The 16,512-nt window shown below is 65.0% G+C and carries 15 protein-coding genes; 7 read left to right on the top strand and 8 right to left on the bottom strand.

The annotated features are described in order from the left end of the window. The first annotated feature begins 98 nt into the window (after window positions 1-98). Complete coding sequence (locus tag AC2T3R_RS23015) at window positions 99-425, top strand: DUF1820 family protein (protein WP_013974341.1); 327 nt, start codon at window positions 99-101, stop codon at window positions 423-425. Between the two features lie 3 nt (window positions 426-428). Here the strand turns inward: AC2T3R_RS23015 and AC2T3R_RS23010 are convergent, their stop codons facing one another. From AC2T3R_RS23010 to AC2T3R_RS22995, 4 genes are all read right to left on the bottom strand, one after another. Then, entirely contained in the window at window positions 429-974 is a 546-nt protein-coding gene (locus AC2T3R_RS23010) for a tetratricopeptide repeat protein (protein WP_003257587.1), read from the bottom strand. A 257-nt stretch (window positions 975-1,231) separates the two neighbouring features. Beyond that, window positions 1,232-2,515, bottom strand: coding sequence for a glutamate-1-semialdehyde 2,1-aminomutase (hemL, locus tag AC2T3R_RS23005; RefSeq protein ID WP_013974339.1), 1,284 nt, complete (start codon window positions 2,513-2,515; stop codon window positions 1,232-1,234). A 15-nt stretch (window positions 2,516-2,530) separates the two neighbouring features. Beyond that, a complete protein-coding gene (gene thiE / locus AC2T3R_RS23000; protein WP_003257589.1) occupies window positions 2,531-3,154 on the bottom strand; it encodes a thiamine phosphate synthase in 624 nt (207 codons plus the stop codon). Between the two features lie 13 nt (window positions 3,155-3,167). Further along, window positions 3,168-3,965 (bottom strand): hydroxymethylpyrimidine/phosphomethylpyrimidine kinase, encoded by a 798-nt coding sequence (locus AC2T3R_RS22995; RefSeq protein ID WP_486744312.1) that lies wholly within the window; start codon window positions 3,963-3,965, stop codon window positions 3,168-3,170. Window positions 3,966-4,230: 265 nt separating this feature from the next. Between AC2T3R_RS22995 and AC2T3R_RS22990 the strand changes: the two genes are divergently transcribed. The 4 genes from AC2T3R_RS22990 (at window position 4,231) to AC2T3R_RS22975 (ending at window position 10,308) form a co-directional block, all read left to right on the top strand. Continuing rightward, window positions 4,231-6,219, top strand: coding sequence for a sensor histidine kinase (locus AC2T3R_RS22990; RefSeq protein WP_410952216.1), 1,989 nt, complete (start codon window positions 4,231-4,233; stop codon window positions 6,217-6,219). 156 nt (window positions 6,220-6,375) lie between these two features. Beyond that, window positions 6,376-8,028 (top strand): acyl-CoA dehydrogenase family protein, encoded by a 1,653-nt coding sequence (locus AC2T3R_RS22985; protein WP_486744311.1) that lies wholly within the window; start codon window positions 6,376-6,378, stop codon window positions 8,026-8,028. Window positions 8,029-8,205: 177 nt separating this feature from the next. Then, on the top strand, window positions 8,206-9,669 hold the full coding sequence (amn, locus tag AC2T3R_RS22980) for an AMP nucleosidase (RefSeq protein ID WP_015271928.1): 1,464 nt from the start codon (window positions 8,206-8,208) through the stop codon (window positions 9,667-9,669). A 6-nt stretch (window positions 9,670-9,675) separates the two neighbouring features. After that, entirely contained in the window at window positions 9,676-10,308 is a 633-nt protein-coding gene (locus AC2T3R_RS22975) for a pseudouridine synthase (RefSeq protein ID WP_013974332.1), read from the top strand. Window positions 10,309-10,420: 112 nt separating this feature from the next. Here the strand turns inward: AC2T3R_RS22975 and AC2T3R_RS22970 are convergent, their stop codons facing one another. Together AC2T3R_RS22970 and AC2T3R_RS22965 are read right to left on the bottom strand one after the other, a co-directional pair. Then, the gene (locus AC2T3R_RS22970; protein WP_013974331.1) at window positions 10,421-10,624 is read right to left on the bottom strand and encodes a DUF2788 domain-containing protein; all 204 of its coding nucleotides are present in this window, start codon (window positions 10,622-10,624) and stop codon (window positions 10,421-10,423) included. Window positions 10,625-10,678: 54 nt separating this feature from the next. Continuing rightward, window positions 10,679-11,155, bottom strand: coding sequence for an Lrp/AsnC family transcriptional regulator (locus AC2T3R_RS22965; RefSeq protein ID WP_003249795.1), 477 nt, complete (start codon window positions 11,153-11,155; stop codon window positions 10,679-10,681). A gap of 394 nt (window positions 11,156-11,549) precedes the next feature. Between AC2T3R_RS22965 and AC2T3R_RS22960 the strand changes: the two genes are divergently transcribed. Further along, window positions 11,550-12,335, top strand: coding sequence for a DUF6515 family protein (locus tag AC2T3R_RS22960; RefSeq protein WP_486744310.1), 786 nt, complete (start codon window positions 11,550-11,552; stop codon window positions 12,333-12,335). A 207-nt stretch (window positions 12,336-12,542) separates the two neighbouring features. On the opposite strand, the gene AC2T3R_RS22955 is transcribed toward AC2T3R_RS22960, so the two are convergent. Both AC2T3R_RS22955 and AC2T3R_RS22950 read right to left on the bottom strand, forming a co-directional pair. Then, a complete protein-coding gene (locus AC2T3R_RS22955) occupies window positions 12,543-13,415 on the bottom strand; it encodes a cation diffusion facilitator family transporter (RefSeq protein WP_367245176.1) in 873 nt (290 codons plus the stop codon). 22 nt (window positions 13,416-13,437) lie between these two features. Beyond that, on the bottom strand, window positions 13,438-13,857 hold the full coding sequence (locus AC2T3R_RS22950; protein ID WP_013974328.1) for a hypothetical protein: 420 nt from the start codon (window positions 13,855-13,857) through the stop codon (window positions 13,438-13,440). 116 nt (window positions 13,858-13,973) lie between these two features. Between AC2T3R_RS22950 and hrpB the strand changes: the two genes are divergently transcribed. Further along, window positions 13,974-16,502 carry an ATP-dependent helicase HrpB gene (gene hrpB / locus AC2T3R_RS22945; RefSeq protein ID WP_486744309.1) on the top strand — a complete coding sequence of 843 codons (2,529 nt, stop codon included), beginning with the start codon at window positions 13,974-13,976 and terminating at the stop codon, window positions 16,500-16,502. Window positions 16,503-16,512 lie beyond the last annotated feature (10 nt).

Genomic DNA, 16,512 nt, shown 5'->3' with positions numbered 1-16,512 from the left:
AAGGTGGGCGCAATACCTGTGGGAGCGGGCTTGCCCGCGAAGGGGCCGGAACAGGTATGATGCCCGCCTTTTCTTACGCATGTGTTATCCCGACGAACATGAGCAAACGCGAACCTGCCATCTATAAAGTGATCTTCCTCAACCAGGGGCAGGTCTTCGAGATGTATGCCAAGCAGATCTACCAGAGCGACCTGTGGGGGTTCCTGGAAATCGAGGAGTTCGTGTTCGGCGAGCGTTCGCAGCTGGTGGTGGACCCGAGCGAGGAGAAGCTCAAGAGCCAGTTCGATGGGGTGATCCGCAGCTTCGTGCCGATGCACTCGATCGTGCGCATCGACGAGGTGGAGCGACTGGGCACGGCTAAGATCAGTGAAGCCAAGGGCGGCGGCAACGTGATGCCGTTCCCCATGCCGATGCCGGAAAAGTAACCCTCATGGGAGTGGCGAGAACGGCGTGCGCCCTTCGGCGTTCTGCAGTTCCAGCAGGTACTTGCGGAAGATCTGGCCGAGCACCTGGGTGGCATGCTCCAGCTCGTCGCGGGGCATTTGCTCGGTCACTTCGTCGGCCATGTCCAGCGCATCCTCGGCGCCGTTGACCGCGGCCATCTTCAGCAGTATGTAGGCCTGCACATTGTTGGCCTTGACCCCTTCGCCACGGAAGAACATGGCGCCCAGGCGGTACTGGGCCTCGGCATGGCCTTGCAGCGAGGCCTTTTCGAACCAGTTCAGGGCTTTGCCCAGGTTTTTCGGCGTTTGCGTGTAGTAGTACTCGCCCAGTTCGAATTGCGCCTGGGCATCCCCCGCCGTTGCCGTCTGCTCACAAGCCTTGAGGGCGTTTGCCAGGTCTTCAGGCTGGACATTCAAGGTGCAGCGGCCCGTCGCCGGAATCAGCAACGAGTTACCGCCCTCCGCCAGAGCCAGCAGGGGCTGAAGAAGCAACAGGCAGCCCAGGGTCAGGGCGCGGCCGGTGCGGTTCATGGGGATCGACTTACCTCTGCAAAGCTGCGGCCAATGTCTCTGGTGGCACATTATGGGATAAGCAGCGCCAACCTTACAAAGTTTTACTCGAATTTCTGCTTGGTTGGGGAAGTCAGCTGATTGTGCAGGGTCTTTTGTTGCCTGTCCCGGCCTCTTCGCGGGCCCGCCCGCCCCCACAGGGATCGCACCATTTTCAAGGTTGGTGCAGAACCTGTGGGAGCGGGCGTGCCCGCGAAAGGGCCGGTACAGGCTGACAATTACTTCAGAGCTGCAAAAGCCTTTTCAGCCGCATCCAGGGTGATCTGCAGCTCCTTGTCCCCATGGGCGATGGAGGTAAAGCCGGCCTCGAACGCGCTCGGCGCCAGGTACACGCCACCATCGAGCATCAGGTGGAAGAAGCGCTTGAAGCGCTCGGCATCGCTGGCCATCACGTCTTCGAAGGTGACGATGTCGTCGGCGCCGCTGAAGTACAGGCCGAACATGGCACCGGCCTGGGTGGTGACGAACGGCACGCCAGCGGCATCGGCGCGCTGTTGCAGGCCGTCGAGCATGCGGCTGGTGTAGTCGGTCAGCTCGGCGTGGAAGCCCGGGCGGCTGATCAGCTTCAGGGTGGTCAGGCCGGCGGCCATGGCCAGCGGGTTACCCGATAGGGTACCGGCCTGGTAGACCGGGCCGAGCGGGGCGATGCAGCCCATGATTTCACGCTTGCCGCCGAAGCAGCCGACCGGCATGCCGCCGCCGACGATCTTGCCGAAGGTCGACAGGTCCGGCTTGATGCCGTAGTGGCCCTGGGCGCCGCCGAGCGAAACGCGGAAACCGGTCATCACTTCGTCGAAGATCAACACCACGCCGTGCTTGTCGCACTGCTCGCGCAGGCCTTCGAGGAAGCCTGGCGCCGGCGGTACGCAGTTCATGTTGCCGGCTACCGGCTCGACGATGATGCAGGCTACGGTCTGGCCGACTTCGGCCAGGGTCTTCTCGACGGCGGCGATGTCGTTGAACGGCAGGGTCAGGGTGTGTTTGGCGAAGTCCGCCGGCACGCCCGCCGAGCTCGGCACACCCTGGGTCAGCAGGCCGGAGCCTGCTTTTACCAGCAGGCTGTCGGAGTGGCCGTGGTAGCAGCCTTCGAACTTGATGATGGCGTCACGGCCGGTGTAGCCACGGGCCAGGCGGATGGCGCTCATGGTGGCTTCGGTGCCCGAGCTGACCATGCGCACCATCTCCATGGATGGCACCAGCGAGCAGACCAGGTCGGCCATCTCGGTTTCCATGGCGGTCGGGGCGCCATAGGACAGGCCGTGCTCCAGCTGCCTGCGTACCGAGTCCAGTACCTCCGGGTGGCCGTGGCCGAGGATCATCGGGCCCCAGGAGCCGACGTAGTCGACGTAGCGCTTGTCATCCTCGTCAACGACGTAGGCGCCTTCGGCATGCTTGAAGAACAGCGGCGTGCCGCCAACGCTCTTGAAAGCGCGGACCGGCGAGTTGACGCCACCGGGGATGTGCTTCTGGGCTTGGGCGAACAGGGCTTCGGAACGGGACATGGGGGTTCTCTCGAATCAGGATGCGAACAAGGCGTTGAAGGCGCGGGCGCGGCGGGTGACTTCCTGAGCGCTGTCGGCACCGAACAGGCCGTGGATCACCGCCAGCAAGTCGGCGCCATGGGCGACCAGCGGGGCGGCGTTGTCGAGGGTAATGCCGCCGATCACCGCGATCGGCAGTTTCACCTGGGCGCGGGCCTGCTCCAGCAGTTCGATGTTGGCAGCGGGTGCACCCGGCTTGGTGACGGAATTGAAGAAGCGGCCAAAGGCCACGTAGCTGGCGCCTTCGCTGGCAGCCTGCGCGGCCAGCTCGAGGCTGGCGTGGCAGGTGGAACCGATGATCGCCTGGCGGCCGAGCAATGCGCGGGCCGGGGTCAGCGGGCCGTCGGTCTGGCCCAGGTGCACGCCGACGCCCAGGCGCGCGGCCAGTTCGGCGTCGTCGTTGATGATCAGCTGAGTGCCGTAGCGCTCGCAGAGCTGCATAAGCCCTTCAGCTTCGCGCAGGCGGCGTGCCGCGTCGTCACTTTTGTCGCGGTACTGCAGCAGGCATACGCCGCCTTCCAGTGCCGCCTCGACATGGGACAGGAAACGGCCAGCGAGCAGCTGGCTGTCGGTGATGGCGTACAGACCGCGTAGCTTCATTGGAGGCCTCGTGTCAGGAGCAGAAATCCAGCGGCAGGCGGCGCGGCACGAACTGGCCCTTGCCCAGCTGTTCGGCGTCACGCAGGGTGCGCCAGGTGTAGTCCAGGGCGCTGCGGACGGCGCTTTCCAGCTGCTCGCCAAGGGCCAGGCGGCCGGCCAGGGCACTGGCCAGGGTGCAGCCCGAACCGTGGTAGCTGCCCGGCAGGCGCTGGCAGGTCCAGGTGTGGTGCTGGCCGGCACGGCTGTAAAGGCGGTTGTGAATTTCGTCTTCGTCGCCGTGACCGCCGGTAATCAGCAGGTGTCTACAGAACGGCAACAGTTTCTCGGCACACTCGTCGGCGGTGCCTTCGGGCAGTTCGGCAAGGATGCGGGCTTCGGGCAGGTTCGGCGTGGCGATGGTCGCCAGCGGCAGTAGGCGTTCGCGCAGGGCGTAGCCCACTTCGTCCTTGTCCAGGCGACCACCACCACCGGCACGCAGCACTGGGTCGCAGACCAGCGGCAGATGCGGGTGGGCCGCCAGCAGTTCGGCGACGGTGTCGACCATTTCGATCGAACCGAGCATGCCGAGTTTGACGGCGGCCACCGAGGAGTCGGCCAGCACGGCGTTGGCCTGGGCCAGCACCCACTCGCGGTCGAGCACGCGGAAGTCGGAAACGTTGACGGTATCCTGCACGGTCAGGGCGGTCACTGCGGGTGCGGCGTGACAGCCTTGGGCGATCAGGGCTTCGATATCTGCCTGCAGGCCGGCGCCGCCACTGGGGTCGTGGCCGGAGAGACAGAGGACAACGGGGCGGGAGCTGTAGGTATTCATGGTCGGCGAGCTTACCACCAATCCTGTTTGGGCGGATCGTCCTACAAACGAGTTTTGTTGATCATAAGGTCAGATTTTTGCCGGTTTAATTTCTGAAAGCATTGATTTAGAGCCTTTTCTTTGTGATTGGATATGGTCGATTGCCAGGTTGCGAAGCTATGCTAGAGTGCTCGGATAACTCTACAAACGGGTTCTGCCGGATCGTGTCGTCTCAAACGGATAGGAGGCAACCGCGACTCGACTGGACAGGCCATGCTGGGGCTGTATGCGCTATTTGCTGATTGTGCTTCTGGGCTTGCTGCCCGTGCTGGCCGGGGCAGTCGATTTCGACGCAGCTACCCGGCATCTTCCGCTGGGCAAGGCCATGCAGGTTTATGAAGACCCCGATGGCAGTGCCAGCATCACCCAGGTCAGTGCCCCTGATTTCGCCAAGCATTTTCGCCCCCACCACAAAGACGTGTTGAACGCCGGTTATTCCACCTCGGTGTTCTGGCTCAAGGTCGAACTGCGCCCTGTAGCCGCGCCTGGCGCCGCCCCACGGCAATGGCTGCTGGAGTTGGCCTACCCGCCGCTGGATCACCTCGAGCTCTACCTGCCCGACGGCAGCGGCAGTTACCGCCTGGCCCGGCGCACCGGCGACGCCTTGCCCTACCACAGCCGTCAAATACTGCAGAACAACTACCTGTTCGAACTGCAGCTGCAGCCTGGCCAGGTGACCACCGCCTACCTGCGCCTGCACAGCCAGGGCTCGGTGCAGGCGCCGCTGGCGCTTTGGTCTGCCCAGGCCTACATGGAGGAGCAGCCCACGCGCCTGTATGTGCTGGGGATGATCTACGGCGTGTTGCTGGTGATGCTGGTGTACAACCTGTTCATCTACCTCAGCGTGCGCGACGTCAGCTACCTCTACTACATCCTCTATATCGCCTCGTTCGGCTTTTACCAGGTGTCGGTGAATGGTGCTGGTGTGGCCTACTTCTGGCCGGACAGCCCGTGGTGGGCGAATGCTTCGACGCCGTTGTTCATCGGGGCAGCTGGCCTGTTCGGCTGCCAGTTCGCCCGGCACTTCCTGCAACTGGGCAGCATCAGCCGTGGTTTCGACCGGCTGCTGCAGCTGCTGATGCTGGGTGGCGCGCTGGTCATGGTGCTGGCGGTGAGCATGCCCTACGGCGTCGCCCTGCGCATGGCCACTATGCTGGCGTTGCTGTTTACCGTGAGCATCTTCGCTGCCGGGCTGTACGCCTGGTGGCGAGGCTTGCGCGTGGCACGCTGGTTCATCATCGCCTGGACGGCGTTCCTGCTCGGAGGCCTGGTCAACACCCTGATGGTGCTGGGCTACCTGCCGAACGTGTTCATCACCATGTATGCCAGCCAGCTGGGGTCGGCGCTTGAGGTGGCCTTGCTGTCGCTGGCGCTGGCCGACCGCATCAACAGCCTGCGCGAGCAGCAGGCGCAGACCTTGCGTGACACCGGGCGCACACTGGAACAACTGAACCTGCAACTGGCCAGGAGCAACCGGCTGAAAGACGAATTCCTGGCCAGCGTGACCCATGAGCTGCGCACGCCGATGAATGGTGTGATCGGCTCGCTGGAGCTGATGCACACCCTGCCGATGGAGGCCGAGATGGCCCAGTATCACCGCACGGCGGTGGGCTCGGCCCAGGGCATGATGGATATGGTCGATGCCATACTTACCCTCTCCGAACTACAGGCCGGCCGCCTGCGCGCGCAGCCGGCGCCATTCAGCCTGCGTGACCTGCTGCAGGGCGTACGTGCCGGTTATGCCGGGCAGGCTTTGGGCAAAGGCTTGTACCTGAGCCTGGACATCCCGGCCGATGTGCCGGACGGGTTGCAGGGCGATGCTCAGAAGCTGGCCCGCTGCCTGGGGTGCCTGGTGGACAACGGTTTGAAGTTCACCCACCAGGGCGGGGTGATGATCCAGGTGCGCGGGCGCCGGGTGGGGCCGGACGACCTGGCGCTGACCTTCATGGTCAGCGACAGCGGTATCGGCTTCGATGATCTCGATCAGGCGACCCTGTACCAGCGCTTCTTCCAGGTCGATGGCTCGATGACCCGGCGTTATGGCGGGCTGGGGATTGGTTTGTCGATTTGTCGGCAGATGGGGGAGTTGCTCGGGGCACGGTTGTCGCATGAGTCGACGCGGGGGTTGGGGAGCCGGTTCGAGTTGAGTTTGAACATGGCTATAGCGCAGGTGCAGATGAGCCCGCACATACTGCAGGCGCGGCAGTCGCTGTGAAGGCATGGCATTTGGTTGTGGCAAACACCTCTCATCCCCGCTGCATCCTCAACATATGCGCCCCCCACCACATGTTTAGTCATTAATGTCACTTTGACTGACCCACGGGGAGTGCTTCACTGGGGCTCTCAAGCTACCCGGATCCAGGAGCCCCCGATGAACCTGCACCAGTACGCTGAAACCCACGAAGTCACCAACCAGCCACCGCCCCTCGACGGTGCCAACCTTTACCGCCTCGACATTCCGCTACAGGAATGGTCGCGGCGTTTCGGTGCGGGTTGGGCCGAATCGCGGATCGATGCCTACGGTGCCCTGGCCGGTGGCCCGCTGATGCAGGCGGGCTTCCTGGCCAATGCGCACAAGCCGGAGTTCAGCAGCCACGACCGCTACGGCCATCGCATCGACCTGGTCGAGTTCCACCCCGCCTACCACGAACTGATGCGCACCGCCGTCGAGCACGGCCTGCCGGCGCTGCCATGGGCCGAACCCCGCCCAGGCGCCCATGTGGCGCGGGCTTCGATGACCTATCTGCACAGCCAGGCCGAGGCCGGTACCGGCTGCCCGCTGACCATGACCTTCGCCGCTGTGCCAGCGCTGCGGCTGCAACCCGAACTGGCCGAATACTGGCTGCCGAAAATCCTTGCCTGCGAGTACGACCCGCGTAACGTCGGCGACCGCCACAAGGCCGGGGTCACCCTGGGCATGGCCATGACCGAGAAGCAGGGCGGCACCGATGTACGGGCCAACACTACCCGGGCTTATCCAGTCGGCGCCGCGGGCCCGGGGCAGCCCTACGAACTGGTCGGGCATAAGTGGTTCTGCTCGGCGCCCATGTGCGATGCTTTTCTGACCCTGGCCCAGACCGAAAAAGGCCTGAGCTGCTTCCTGCTGCCGCGTCACCGCCCCGACGACAGCCGCAACCAGTTCTATATCCAGCGCCTGAAGAACAAGCTGGGCAACAGTTCCAACGCCTCCAGCGAGGTGGAATTCCGCGGTGCCCTGGCATGGATGGTCGGGGAAGAAGGGCGGGGCGTGCCGACCATCATCGAAATGGTGGCCATGACGCGCTTCGACTGCATGGTCGGCTCCAGCGCCCTGATGCGCCAGGCGCTGACCCAGGCGACCCACCATTGCGCGCACCGCAAGGTCGGCGGGCGGCTGCTGAGCGAGCAGCCGTTGATGCAGAACGTGCTGGCCGACCTGGCGTTGGAAAGCGAGGCCGCGCTGGCGCTGAGCCTGCGCATGGGGCAGGCGCTGGAGCAGCTGGAAGACCCGCAGCAGGCGCATTTCGCCCGGCTGGTCACGGCGGTGGGCAAGTACTGGATCTGCAAGCGCGCGCCGGCCATGATCAACGAGGCCGCCGAGTGCCTGGGTGGGGCGGGTTATGTGGAAGACAGCATCCTGCCACGGCTGTACCGCGAAGCGCCGGTCAACTCCACCTGGGAAGGCTCGGGCAATGTGCAATGCCTGGACGTGCTGCGGGCCTTGTCCAAGGAGCCGGGCGTGCTCGATGCGCTGTTTGCCGAGCTGGGCGATGGGCACGGGGACCCGCGTCTGGCGGCGCACATCGGCAACCTCAAGGGGGCGTTTGCCGACACTGGCGACATGCAGTACCGCGCGCGGCAGCTGACCGAGGATATTGCCCTGGCGCTGCAGGCCAAACTATTGCTGGAGGCGGGCAATGCGGTGGTCAGTGATGCGTTTATCGACAGCCGCTTGACGGGGGGCGGGCGCGTGTACGGGGCGTTGCCGCGGGGTGTGGATGTGGAGGCATTGGTGGCCAGGGCTACGCCAGCCTGGGCGAACTGAGCTGGCTTCTTCGCGGGCTCGCCCGCTCCCACAGGTACTGCGTCGTGCTTGAGGGCAGTGAAGATCCTGTGGGAGCGGGCGTGCCCGCGAATGGATGCAACACCGATCAATGGGGGTGTATTTAGCCAAGAAGGCAGGCAAGATGGTTCACATGCATGTCCAGACAGGAAGCACAGTGTGAGCCAAGCTTTTGTAGTCGTTGATACCCCCGAACAGGCCGTCGACCGTCTGGCGGCCCTGCATGACCAGGCCACCGGGGCCCTTAGCCAGGCCCTCAAGCGTTACCTGAAGGACCGTACCGAGCCGGGCGCCGAAGAGCGCGACCTGTTCCGCTACCCGGCGCTGCGCCTGACCTATTACAGCCATGGTGAAGTCGCCGCCACCACGCGGGCCTACGCCAAGGTTCAGGTGGCAGGTACCTACAGCGTCACCATCACCCAGCCGGCTGCTTTTCGTGGCTACCTGCTGGAGCAACTGCGCCCGCTGATGCACGACTACACCGTCACGGTAGAGGTCGGCGTCAGTGAACAGAACATCCCTTACCCCTACGTGGTCGACCAGGGCGACGAACTGGCCGGCAGCGGCATCACCGCCGCGCAGCTGGCGCGGGTGTTCCCCAGCACCGACCTGTCGGCTGCGACCGACAACATCGCCGACGGCCTGTATGACTGGGGCAGTGCCGAGACTCTGCCGCTGGCGCTGTTCGATGCCGCACGGGTCGACTTCTCGCTGCGCCGTCTGGTGCACTACACCGGCAGCGACTGGCGCCATGTGCAGCCATGGATCCTGTTGACCAACTATCACCGCTATGTCGACCAGTTCATCAGCCACGGCCTCGACCAGTTGCGTGACGACCCACGCTTCGTGCGCATGGTGCTGCCGGGCAACGTGGTGATCGAAAAGGGCATGGACCACGGTGAAACCCAGGCCCTGGTGGCAAGCGTGGTCTGGCACCGCTACCAGATGCCGGCTTATCACCTGATCGCCGCCGACGGCGACGGCGTCACGCTGGTCAACATTGGCGTCGGCCCGTCCAATGCCAAGAACATCACCGACCACCTGGCCGTGCTGCGCCCGCACTGCTGGCTGATGATCGGCCACTGCGGCGGCCTGCGGCAGTCGCAGACCATCGGCGATTATGTGCTGGCACACGCCTACATGCGCCGTGACGGTATTCTCGACCGGGTGGTGCCGCCGAACATCCCGATTCCGGCGCTGGCCGAAGTGCAGCTGGCCTTGCAGGAAGCCGCCGCGCAGGTCACCGGCGAGCGTGGCGAACAGCTGAAAAAGCGCCTGCGCACCGGCACCGTGCTGACCTACGACGACCGCAACTGGGAGCTGCGCTGGGCCCAGGAGCGGCCGCTGATCAACCTGTCGCGTGCCGTGGCGGTGGACATGGAAAGCGGTACCATTGCCGCCCAGGGTTACCGCTTGCGCGTGCCGTACGGCACCTTGCTGTGTGTATCCGACAAACCGCTGCACAGCGAGATCAAGCTGCCGGGTTCGGCCAACGCCTTCTATAACCGGGCGGTCAGCCAGCATCTGAAGATCGGCATTGCCGCCCTCGACCTGCTGCGCACCGAGCTCAACTCGCTGCACTCGCGTAAACTGCGCAGCTTTGATGAGCCGCCGTTCCGCTGAGGATCCATGTCACTGCCACCCCGTTCCAAGCCGCGCCGCCCCCAGGCGCGGCCTGCCACCGGCCCGCGTCGCCAGCCCAAGGCACCACCGGCCGAGCCGCGCCTGATCCTGTTCAACAAACCGTTCGACGTGCTGACCCAGTTCAGCGACGGCGACGGGCGCGCGACGCTCAAGGACTACATCGACATCCCCGGTGTGTACCCGGCCGGGCGGTTGGACCGCGACAGTGAAGGCCTGTTGCTGCTGACCAACGATGGCGGCCTGCAGGCGCGCATTGCCGACCCGAAGCACAAGCTGGCCAAGACTTACTGGGTTCAGGTGGAGGGGGAGCCGAGCGAGGAGCAGTTGCGGCGCTTGCGCGATGGCGTGGAACTGAACGATGGGCCGACCTTGCCGGCCGAGGCGCGGCGCCTGGACGAGCCGGCGCTGTGGCCGCGCAACCCGCCGGTGCGTTTTCGCAAGAGCGTGCCGACCAGCTGGCTGGAGCTGGTGATTCGCGAAGGGCGTAACCGCCAGGTGCGGCGGATGACGGCGGCGGTGGGGTTGCCGACCTTGCGCCTGGTGCGGGTGCGGATTGGCGACTGGGCGCTGGATGGGTTGGAGCAGGGGTGCTGGCGCGAAGTGGCCGCCAAGCTTTAGTCCAGTTCAAGGGCCATTCGCGGGCACGCCCGCTCCCACAGGTATAGTGCAGCCCTCAAGTGCAGCGCCAGACCTGTGGGAGCGGGCGTGCCCGCGAATGGCCCTGAATTTTCTACACCCCTTCGAGAAACCCCACCACCACGCTCTTGATGATAAAGGCCAACACCCCCAGCCCCAGCACGAAGAACAGGATCAGCGTCCCGAACCGCCCGGCCTTGGACTTTTTCGCCAGGTCCCAGACGATGAAACCCATGAAACCGATCAACACGGTGACCAGGATGATCATCATCCACTCTTCGAATACGGCGGGATCCATCAGTGTTCTCCAGGCGTTTTGAGCGTCCGATTATACGCCTGCTGGCGCAGGCAATTAACGCAGGTGGGTCAAGGGCAGCTCGGTGCTGGCCAGCACCTGGTTCAGCACGAAGCTCGAACGCACGCTGGTGACGCCTTCAATGCGGGTCAGGCTGCCTAGCAGCAGTTTCTGGTAGTGGTCCATGTCGGGCACCACCACCTTCAGCTGGTAGTCGGCATCCATGCCGGTGACCAGGCTGCATTCGAGCACCTGTGGCAGGTTGCGGATGGCCGCCTCGAAGGTTTCGAAACGCTCCGGGGTGTGGCGGTCCATGCCGATCAGCACATAGGCAGTCAGGCTCAGGCCCAGCTTCTTGCGGTCGAGCAGGGCTACCTGGCGCGAGATGTAGCCATCGTCCTCCAGTTGCTTGACCCGACGAGAGCATGGCGAAGGCGACAGGCCGATGCGTTCGGCCAGTTCCTGGTTGGAAATGCGCGCATCGCGCTGCAATTCGGCGAGGATACTCAGGTCGTAGCGGTCAAGTTTGCTCATGGTTTATGCCTTTTCTGTTCGGATTGCGGCGAATTATCAATCCAGGGTGAAAAATTGCGCAAGTGCTATTTATCCGAGCAATCTTCGCAATCATCTGCCGCAACCTGTCCGGTATCTTTATCCACAGAATCACTGCCCGGACATCAGTCCACGGCGACGCGCCCTAGGCGGGCGGTCGCGGCCAGCCATCCAACAGGATCTGCAGGCCCCCGGGCTACACACCTTCCAGAAGACGGTGTGAGGTGAGCCGGCGCCACAAGTGCCGAGCACGGACGACAATTCCTGAAGGGAGGCCCAGCGGCCTCCCTTTTTTCATGTCCGGAATTTAATTGGCGTGCGTGACAGGCGCGGTAGACTGGCTGTGGTTGCCGTATTTTCTACCGAGAGGAACAGCATGAAGTCGCGCATCTGGCAGTTGGCAGGTGTTGGTGTGTTGGGGTTGAGCATCAGCCTCGGGGCCATGGCCGAAGGGCCGGGCGAGGGGGCGCCGGGCCGCTCGCTCAATTCGCGTGACGAAGTGCAGCAGACCCAGCCGCCACGCCAGGGCTATTACCAGGACATTCCCCGCCGCCATGGCGATAACCGCCACTGGGAAGCCGGTGGCCCGGGGCAACGGCCCGGTGGTGACTGGCAAGGGCGCCCGGATGGTCATGGCAATGGCTGGGGGCCGGGGCCGCAGTATCGCCCGGGGCACACCATCGATCATTTCCCGGACCGCTACTGGAAAGTGCCCTACCGTGGCGATGACTACTTCTACTCCGGTGGTTACTGGTATCGCCCCCATGGTGGCCGTTATGTCGTGGTGAGCCCGCCCTACGGCGTGCGGGTCGACTACCTGCCGCCTTATGCGCGGGAAGTCTGGTTGGGCGGGGCGCTGTTCTTCCTGGTGGCCGATACCTATTACCAGTACCTGGCCGACAGCCGCGAGTACGTGGTGGTCAACCCGCCGGTAGCCGCGCCCGCACCTGTAAGTGGTCGGTATGATGTGGTGGCCTACCCCATGTATGGGCAAGGGCAGGAACAGCAGGACCAGGACCGTTACCAGTGCCACCGTTGGGCGGTGAGCCAGTCAGGGTTCGACCCGGCGACAGCGACATATGCGCCGCCGGCCAATGTGGCGGACAACTACCGGCGGGCGCTGGGCGCTTGTTTCAGCGGCCGAGGCTACAGCATCAACTGAGCCAGATGTGCTGCCTGTCCCGGCCCTATCGCCGGCAAGCCAGCTCCCACAGGTACTGCACCGGCCTGAAGCCATGTGTAGTGCCTGTTGGAACTGCCTGTCCCGGCCCTATCGCTGGCAAGCCAGCTCCCACTGGTATTGCGCATGCCTTCAGGCCGGTGCGGTTCTTGTGGGAGCTGGCTTGCCGGCGATAGGGCCCTTGCAGGTTCACACCGGATCCGCGTGCACCATCACATCCGCCTGTGGATAACGCTGGCGGATCACCTTCGAGGCCTCCACGCACAAGGCATGCGCCTCATGCAGCGGCAACTGCCCCGGCATCTCCAGATGCAACTGCACGAACCACTGGTTGCCCGACACCCGTGTACGCAGGTCGTGCACGCCTTTGACCCCAGGAATGGCCAGCACCAGCGCAGCCATGGCCTCGCCGACATCGCCGGGCAGTTCCTGATCCATCAGGATGGCCGTGCTTTCCCGTGCGATCTGCAGCGCGCTCCAAAGGATATAGACAGCGATGCCCAGGCCGAACAGCGCATCCAGCTGCGGCCAGCCAAAGCGTGCCAGCAGCAGGGCCAGCAGGATGCTGCTGTTGAGCAGCAGGTCCGAGCGGTAATGCAGGGAGTCGGCCCGCACCGCCGTGGAGCCGGTCAGGCGGATGACCTTGTGTTGCAGTGCCAGCAGGGCAAGGGTCAGCACCAGCGACAGCAGCATTACCCCGATACCGATGGCGGTATCGCCCAAGGGTTGCGGGGTGTGCAGGCGTTCAACCGCCTGCACTCCGATCAGCACCGCACTGACCCCGATGAACAGCGCCTGCGCCATACCGGCCAGGGCTTCGGCCTTGCCATGGCCGAATCGGTGGTCGTCGTCGGCCGGGCGCAGGGCATAGTGCACTGCGAGCAGGTTGAGGAACGAGGCAACGGCATCCAGTGCCGAGTCGGTCAGCCCGGCCAGCAGGCTGACCGAGCCGCTCAGCCACCAGGCCAGCGCCTTGCTCAGGACCAGGATGCTGGCCACCGCCAGCGATGCGCGCGTGGCCAGGCGTAGCAGGCGCTGGTGTTCAGCCGGGGTGGTCATCATCCGTGGGCAGTGTCCTTGTGCTTCAGGCTGCCGGCACCAGGCCCAGGCTGGCCAACTGCTCGATGCTGCCGCGATGCTGGATCAGCCGGGGGTCGTTCAGCGGCAGGCGCTGGCCCAGTTCGCTTTCCAGAATGGCCTGCAACTTCAGGTTGTCGACCTTGCCATCGGGGCTTACGGCCTCGCGCAGTTTGACCGGGTCGACCTGGGCGGATCGCCCGCCCGAGTAATAGATGGCGCCCGTGGCAAAGTCGATACCGAAAGCGATCAGCCCCGGGATCACGTAGAACAGGATGCCGATCGCATCCATTGCGGCAACCACTGGGTCGATCTTGCCGCCGATCTGGCCGCGCCGTTCCGGGTAGAGAATGGTGCCGCAGGCGGTCAGTTGGGTCAGCAAGGTGACGATGAGGGCGCCACCAATGACGCGGGTTGGGATGCGCATGTAAATCTCCGAAAAGGTATCCAGCAGGGCAAGCGAAGCGCCTGCACCTGAAGCTAAGACCATGATAGAGCAGGCTGGGTTCGCCGTTATACTCGCGGGACTGTTCGAGGACCACCATGATTTCATTACCGATCGATGCTGTCTTGCCCGCCCTGCGCCAGGCCCTGGAAAACCGTGACGAAGCGGTGCTCGAGGCGCCACCTGGCGCGGGCAAGACCACCCGCGTGCCGCTGGCGCTGCTCAACGAGCCGTGGCTGGCCGGGCAGAGCATTCTCATGCTCGAGCCCCGCCGCCTGGCAGCGCGGGCTGCGGCCGAGCGCCTGGCCAGCGAGCTGGGCGAAAAGGTCGGCGAGACCGTGGGCTATCGCATCCGCCTGGACAGCAAGGTCGGGCCGAAAACCCGCATCGAGGTAGTGACCGAAGGCATCCTTACCCGCCGGCTGCAGGCCGACCCGGCGCTGGAGGGCGTGGGGCTGGTGATTTTCGACGAGTTTCACGAGCGCAGCCTTGATGCCGACCTGGCCCTGGCATTGAGCCTGAATGGCCGGGAGTTGCTGCGGGACGACCCGCCGCTGAAGGTTTTGCTGATGTCCGCGACCCTGGAGGGCGAGCGCCTTTCGCGGCTGCTGAATGATGCCCCGGTGGTGAGCAGCGAAGGCCGCATGCACCCCGTCGACATCCGTTGGGGGCGGCCTTTCCAGCCGGGTGAGTTCATCGAGCCTCGGGTAGTGGACAGCGTGTTGCAGGCACTGGCTGACCAGACCGGCAGTTTGCTGGTATTCCTGCCGGGTCAGGCCGAGATCCGCCGGGTGCACCAGAGCCTGCAGGAAGCGTTGGGCGAGCGTCCCGAGGTCCTGCTCTGCCCGCTGCATGGCGAGCTCGATCTCGACGCCCAACGTGCGGCCATCGACCCGGCGCCCAAGGGCCTGCGCAAGGTGGTGCTGGCCACCAACATTGCCGAGACAAGCCTGACCATCGACGGCGTGCGCGTGGTGATCGACGCAGGCCTGGCCCGGGTACCGCGTTTCGACCCCGGCAGCGGCATGACCCGCCTGGACACCCAGCGCATCTCCCGCGCCAGTGCTACCCAGCGCGCCGGTCGCGCCGGCCGCCTGGAGCCCGGCGTATGTTATCGCCTTTGGTCCGAGGCCCAACATGACCAGCTGGCCGCCCACGGCAGCGCCGAGATCATGCAGGCCGACCTGGCCGGCCTGGCCCTGCAACTGGCACGCTGGGGCGTTACGCCCGAGCAGTTGCGCTGGCTCGACCAGCCCCCCACTGCAGCCTTCACCCAGGCCCAGGACCTGCTGGCACGGCTCAATGCCTTCAAGCCCGGCAGCCGTGACAACCTCAGCGAACACGGCCTGGCCATGGCCGAGCTGCCCGCGCATCCACGTATTGCGCATTTGCTGTTGCGCGGCCAGGACCTGGGCCTGGCACAGATGGCCTGTGATGTGGCTGCGCTGCTGGGCGAGCGGGATATCCAGCGCGGCGGTGGCGCCGACTTGCACAGCCGGCTGGCGCTGGTCAGTGGCGAGAGCAGGACCGCCCGTGGCAGCCACGGTGGTGTGCAGCGTGCGCGCCAATTGGCCCGCCAGTACCGTGGCATGCTGCGTGGCAAACCAGGCGCGCCGGTTGTGGACCCTGATCACCCGCGCTGGCTGGGCGCGCTGCTGGCGCTGGCCTACCCCGACCGCGTCGCCCAGCAGCGCCGCGAGGGCGGTGCGGAATACCGGCTGGCCAACGGCCGTGCGGCGCTGTTTGCCGAAGTCGATGCACTGATGAAGTGCCCGTGGCTGGTGATCGCCGACCTGGGTAGCCGCCAGGGCCAGCGCGAAGAACGCATCTATCTGGCCGCCGAGTTCGATCCGGCGCTGTTCGAGGGCGTGCTGGCCGAGCAGGTCGAGCGGGTCGATATCCTCGATTGGGACGAACGCGAGCAGGTGTTGCGCGCAGAACGTCAGGTCAAAGTCGGCGAGCTGGTGCTCAGCCGCGAACCGCTGCCCGGCCTGGATGACGAAGCGCGGGCTCGCGCACTGCTTGGGCTGGTCCGGCGCAAAGGCCTGAACCTGCTGACCTGGACCCCCGAGCTGCGGCAATGGCAGGCGCGCGTGGCCTTGCTGCGTCAACTGGACCTGGCCAAAGACGGCCACAGCGAATGGCCCGACCTGGCTGACGAGGCCTTGCTCGCCAGCCTGGAAGACTGGTTGCAGCCCTACCTGGGCAAGGTGTCGCGCCTCAGCCATTTCGCCGCACTGGACTTACCGTCGATGCTGCGCAACCTGTTGCCCTGGCCGCTGCCGCAGCGCCTGGAGGAGCAGGCCCCCGCGCACCTGGCGGTACCGTCCGGCTCGAACATCCGCCTGGACTACAGCGAAAACCCGCCGATCCTCGCGGTGCGCCTGCAAGAGCTGTTCGGCCTGGCCGAAACTCCACGCATCGCCAATGGCCGCCAGCAGGTCAAGTTGCACCTGCTGTCACCGGCACGCCGCCCGGTGCAGGTGACCCAGGACCTGGCCAACTTCTGGCGTACGACCTACGCCGAGGTGAAGAAAGATCTGAAGGGGCGTTATCCGAAGCATTACTGGCCGGATGATCCGCTTGTGGCCGAAGCCACCGCTCGGGCCAAGCCTCGAGGGACGTGACAACAGCGTT

The sequence above is a fragment of the Pseudomonas sp. PVC-5-1 genome, assembly GCF_057444345.1.
This window is presented reverse-complemented; position numbering and strand designations above follow the sequence as displayed.

Excerpts from the sequence above, each read along its gene's own strand:
- hrpB (WP_486744309.1), top strand. The coding sequence starts at position 13,974 with ATGATTTCATTACCGATCGATGCTGTCTTGCCCGCCCTGCGCCAGGCC.
- AC2T3R_RS22965 (WP_003249795.1), bottom strand. The coding sequence starts at position 11,155 with ATGAGCAAACTTGACCGCTACGACCTGAGTATCCTCGCCGAATTGCAG.
- AC2T3R_RS22960 (WP_486744310.1), top strand. The coding sequence starts at position 11,550 with ATGAAGTCGCGCATCTGGCAGTTGGCAGGTGTTGGTGTGTTGGGGTTG.
- thiE (WP_003257589.1), bottom strand. The coding sequence starts at position 3,154 with ATGAAGCTACGCGGTCTGTACGCCATCACCGACAGCCAGCTGCTCGCT.
- AC2T3R_RS23015 (WP_013974341.1), top strand. The coding sequence starts at position 99 with ATGAGCAAACGCGAACCTGCCATCTATAAAGTGATCTTCCTCAACCAG.
- AC2T3R_RS22995 (WP_486744312.1), bottom strand. The coding sequence starts at position 3,965 with ATGAATACCTACAGCTCCCGCCCCGTTGTCCTCTGTCTCTCCGGCCAC.
- AC2T3R_RS22985 (WP_486744311.1), top strand. The coding sequence starts at position 6,376 with ATGAACCTGCACCAGTACGCTGAAACCCACGAAGTCACCAACCAGCCA.
- AC2T3R_RS22990 (WP_410952216.1), top strand. The coding sequence starts at position 4,231 with ATGCGCTATTTGCTGATTGTGCTTCTGGGCTTGCTGCCCGTGCTGGCC.
- hemL (WP_013974339.1), bottom strand. The coding sequence starts at position 2,515 with ATGTCCCGTTCCGAAGCCCTGTTCGCCCAAGCCCAGAAGCACATCCCC.
- AC2T3R_RS22975 (WP_013974332.1), top strand. The coding sequence starts at position 9,676 with ATGTCACTGCCACCCCGTTCCAAGCCGCGCCGCCCCCAGGCGCGGCCT.
- AC2T3R_RS22970 (WP_013974331.1), bottom strand. The coding sequence starts at position 10,624 with ATGGATCCCGCCGTATTCGAAGAGTGGATGATGATCATCCTGGTCACC.
- AC2T3R_RS22950 (WP_013974328.1), bottom strand. The coding sequence starts at position 13,857 with ATGCGCATCCCAACCCGCGTCATTGGTGGCGCCCTCATCGTCACCTTG.
- AC2T3R_RS23010 (WP_003257587.1), bottom strand. The coding sequence starts at position 974 with ATGAACCGCACCGGCCGCGCCCTGACCCTGGGCTGCCTGTTGCTTCTT.
- AC2T3R_RS22955 (WP_367245176.1), bottom strand. The coding sequence starts at position 13,415 with ATGATGACCACCCCGGCTGAACACCAGCGCCTGCTACGCCTGGCCACG.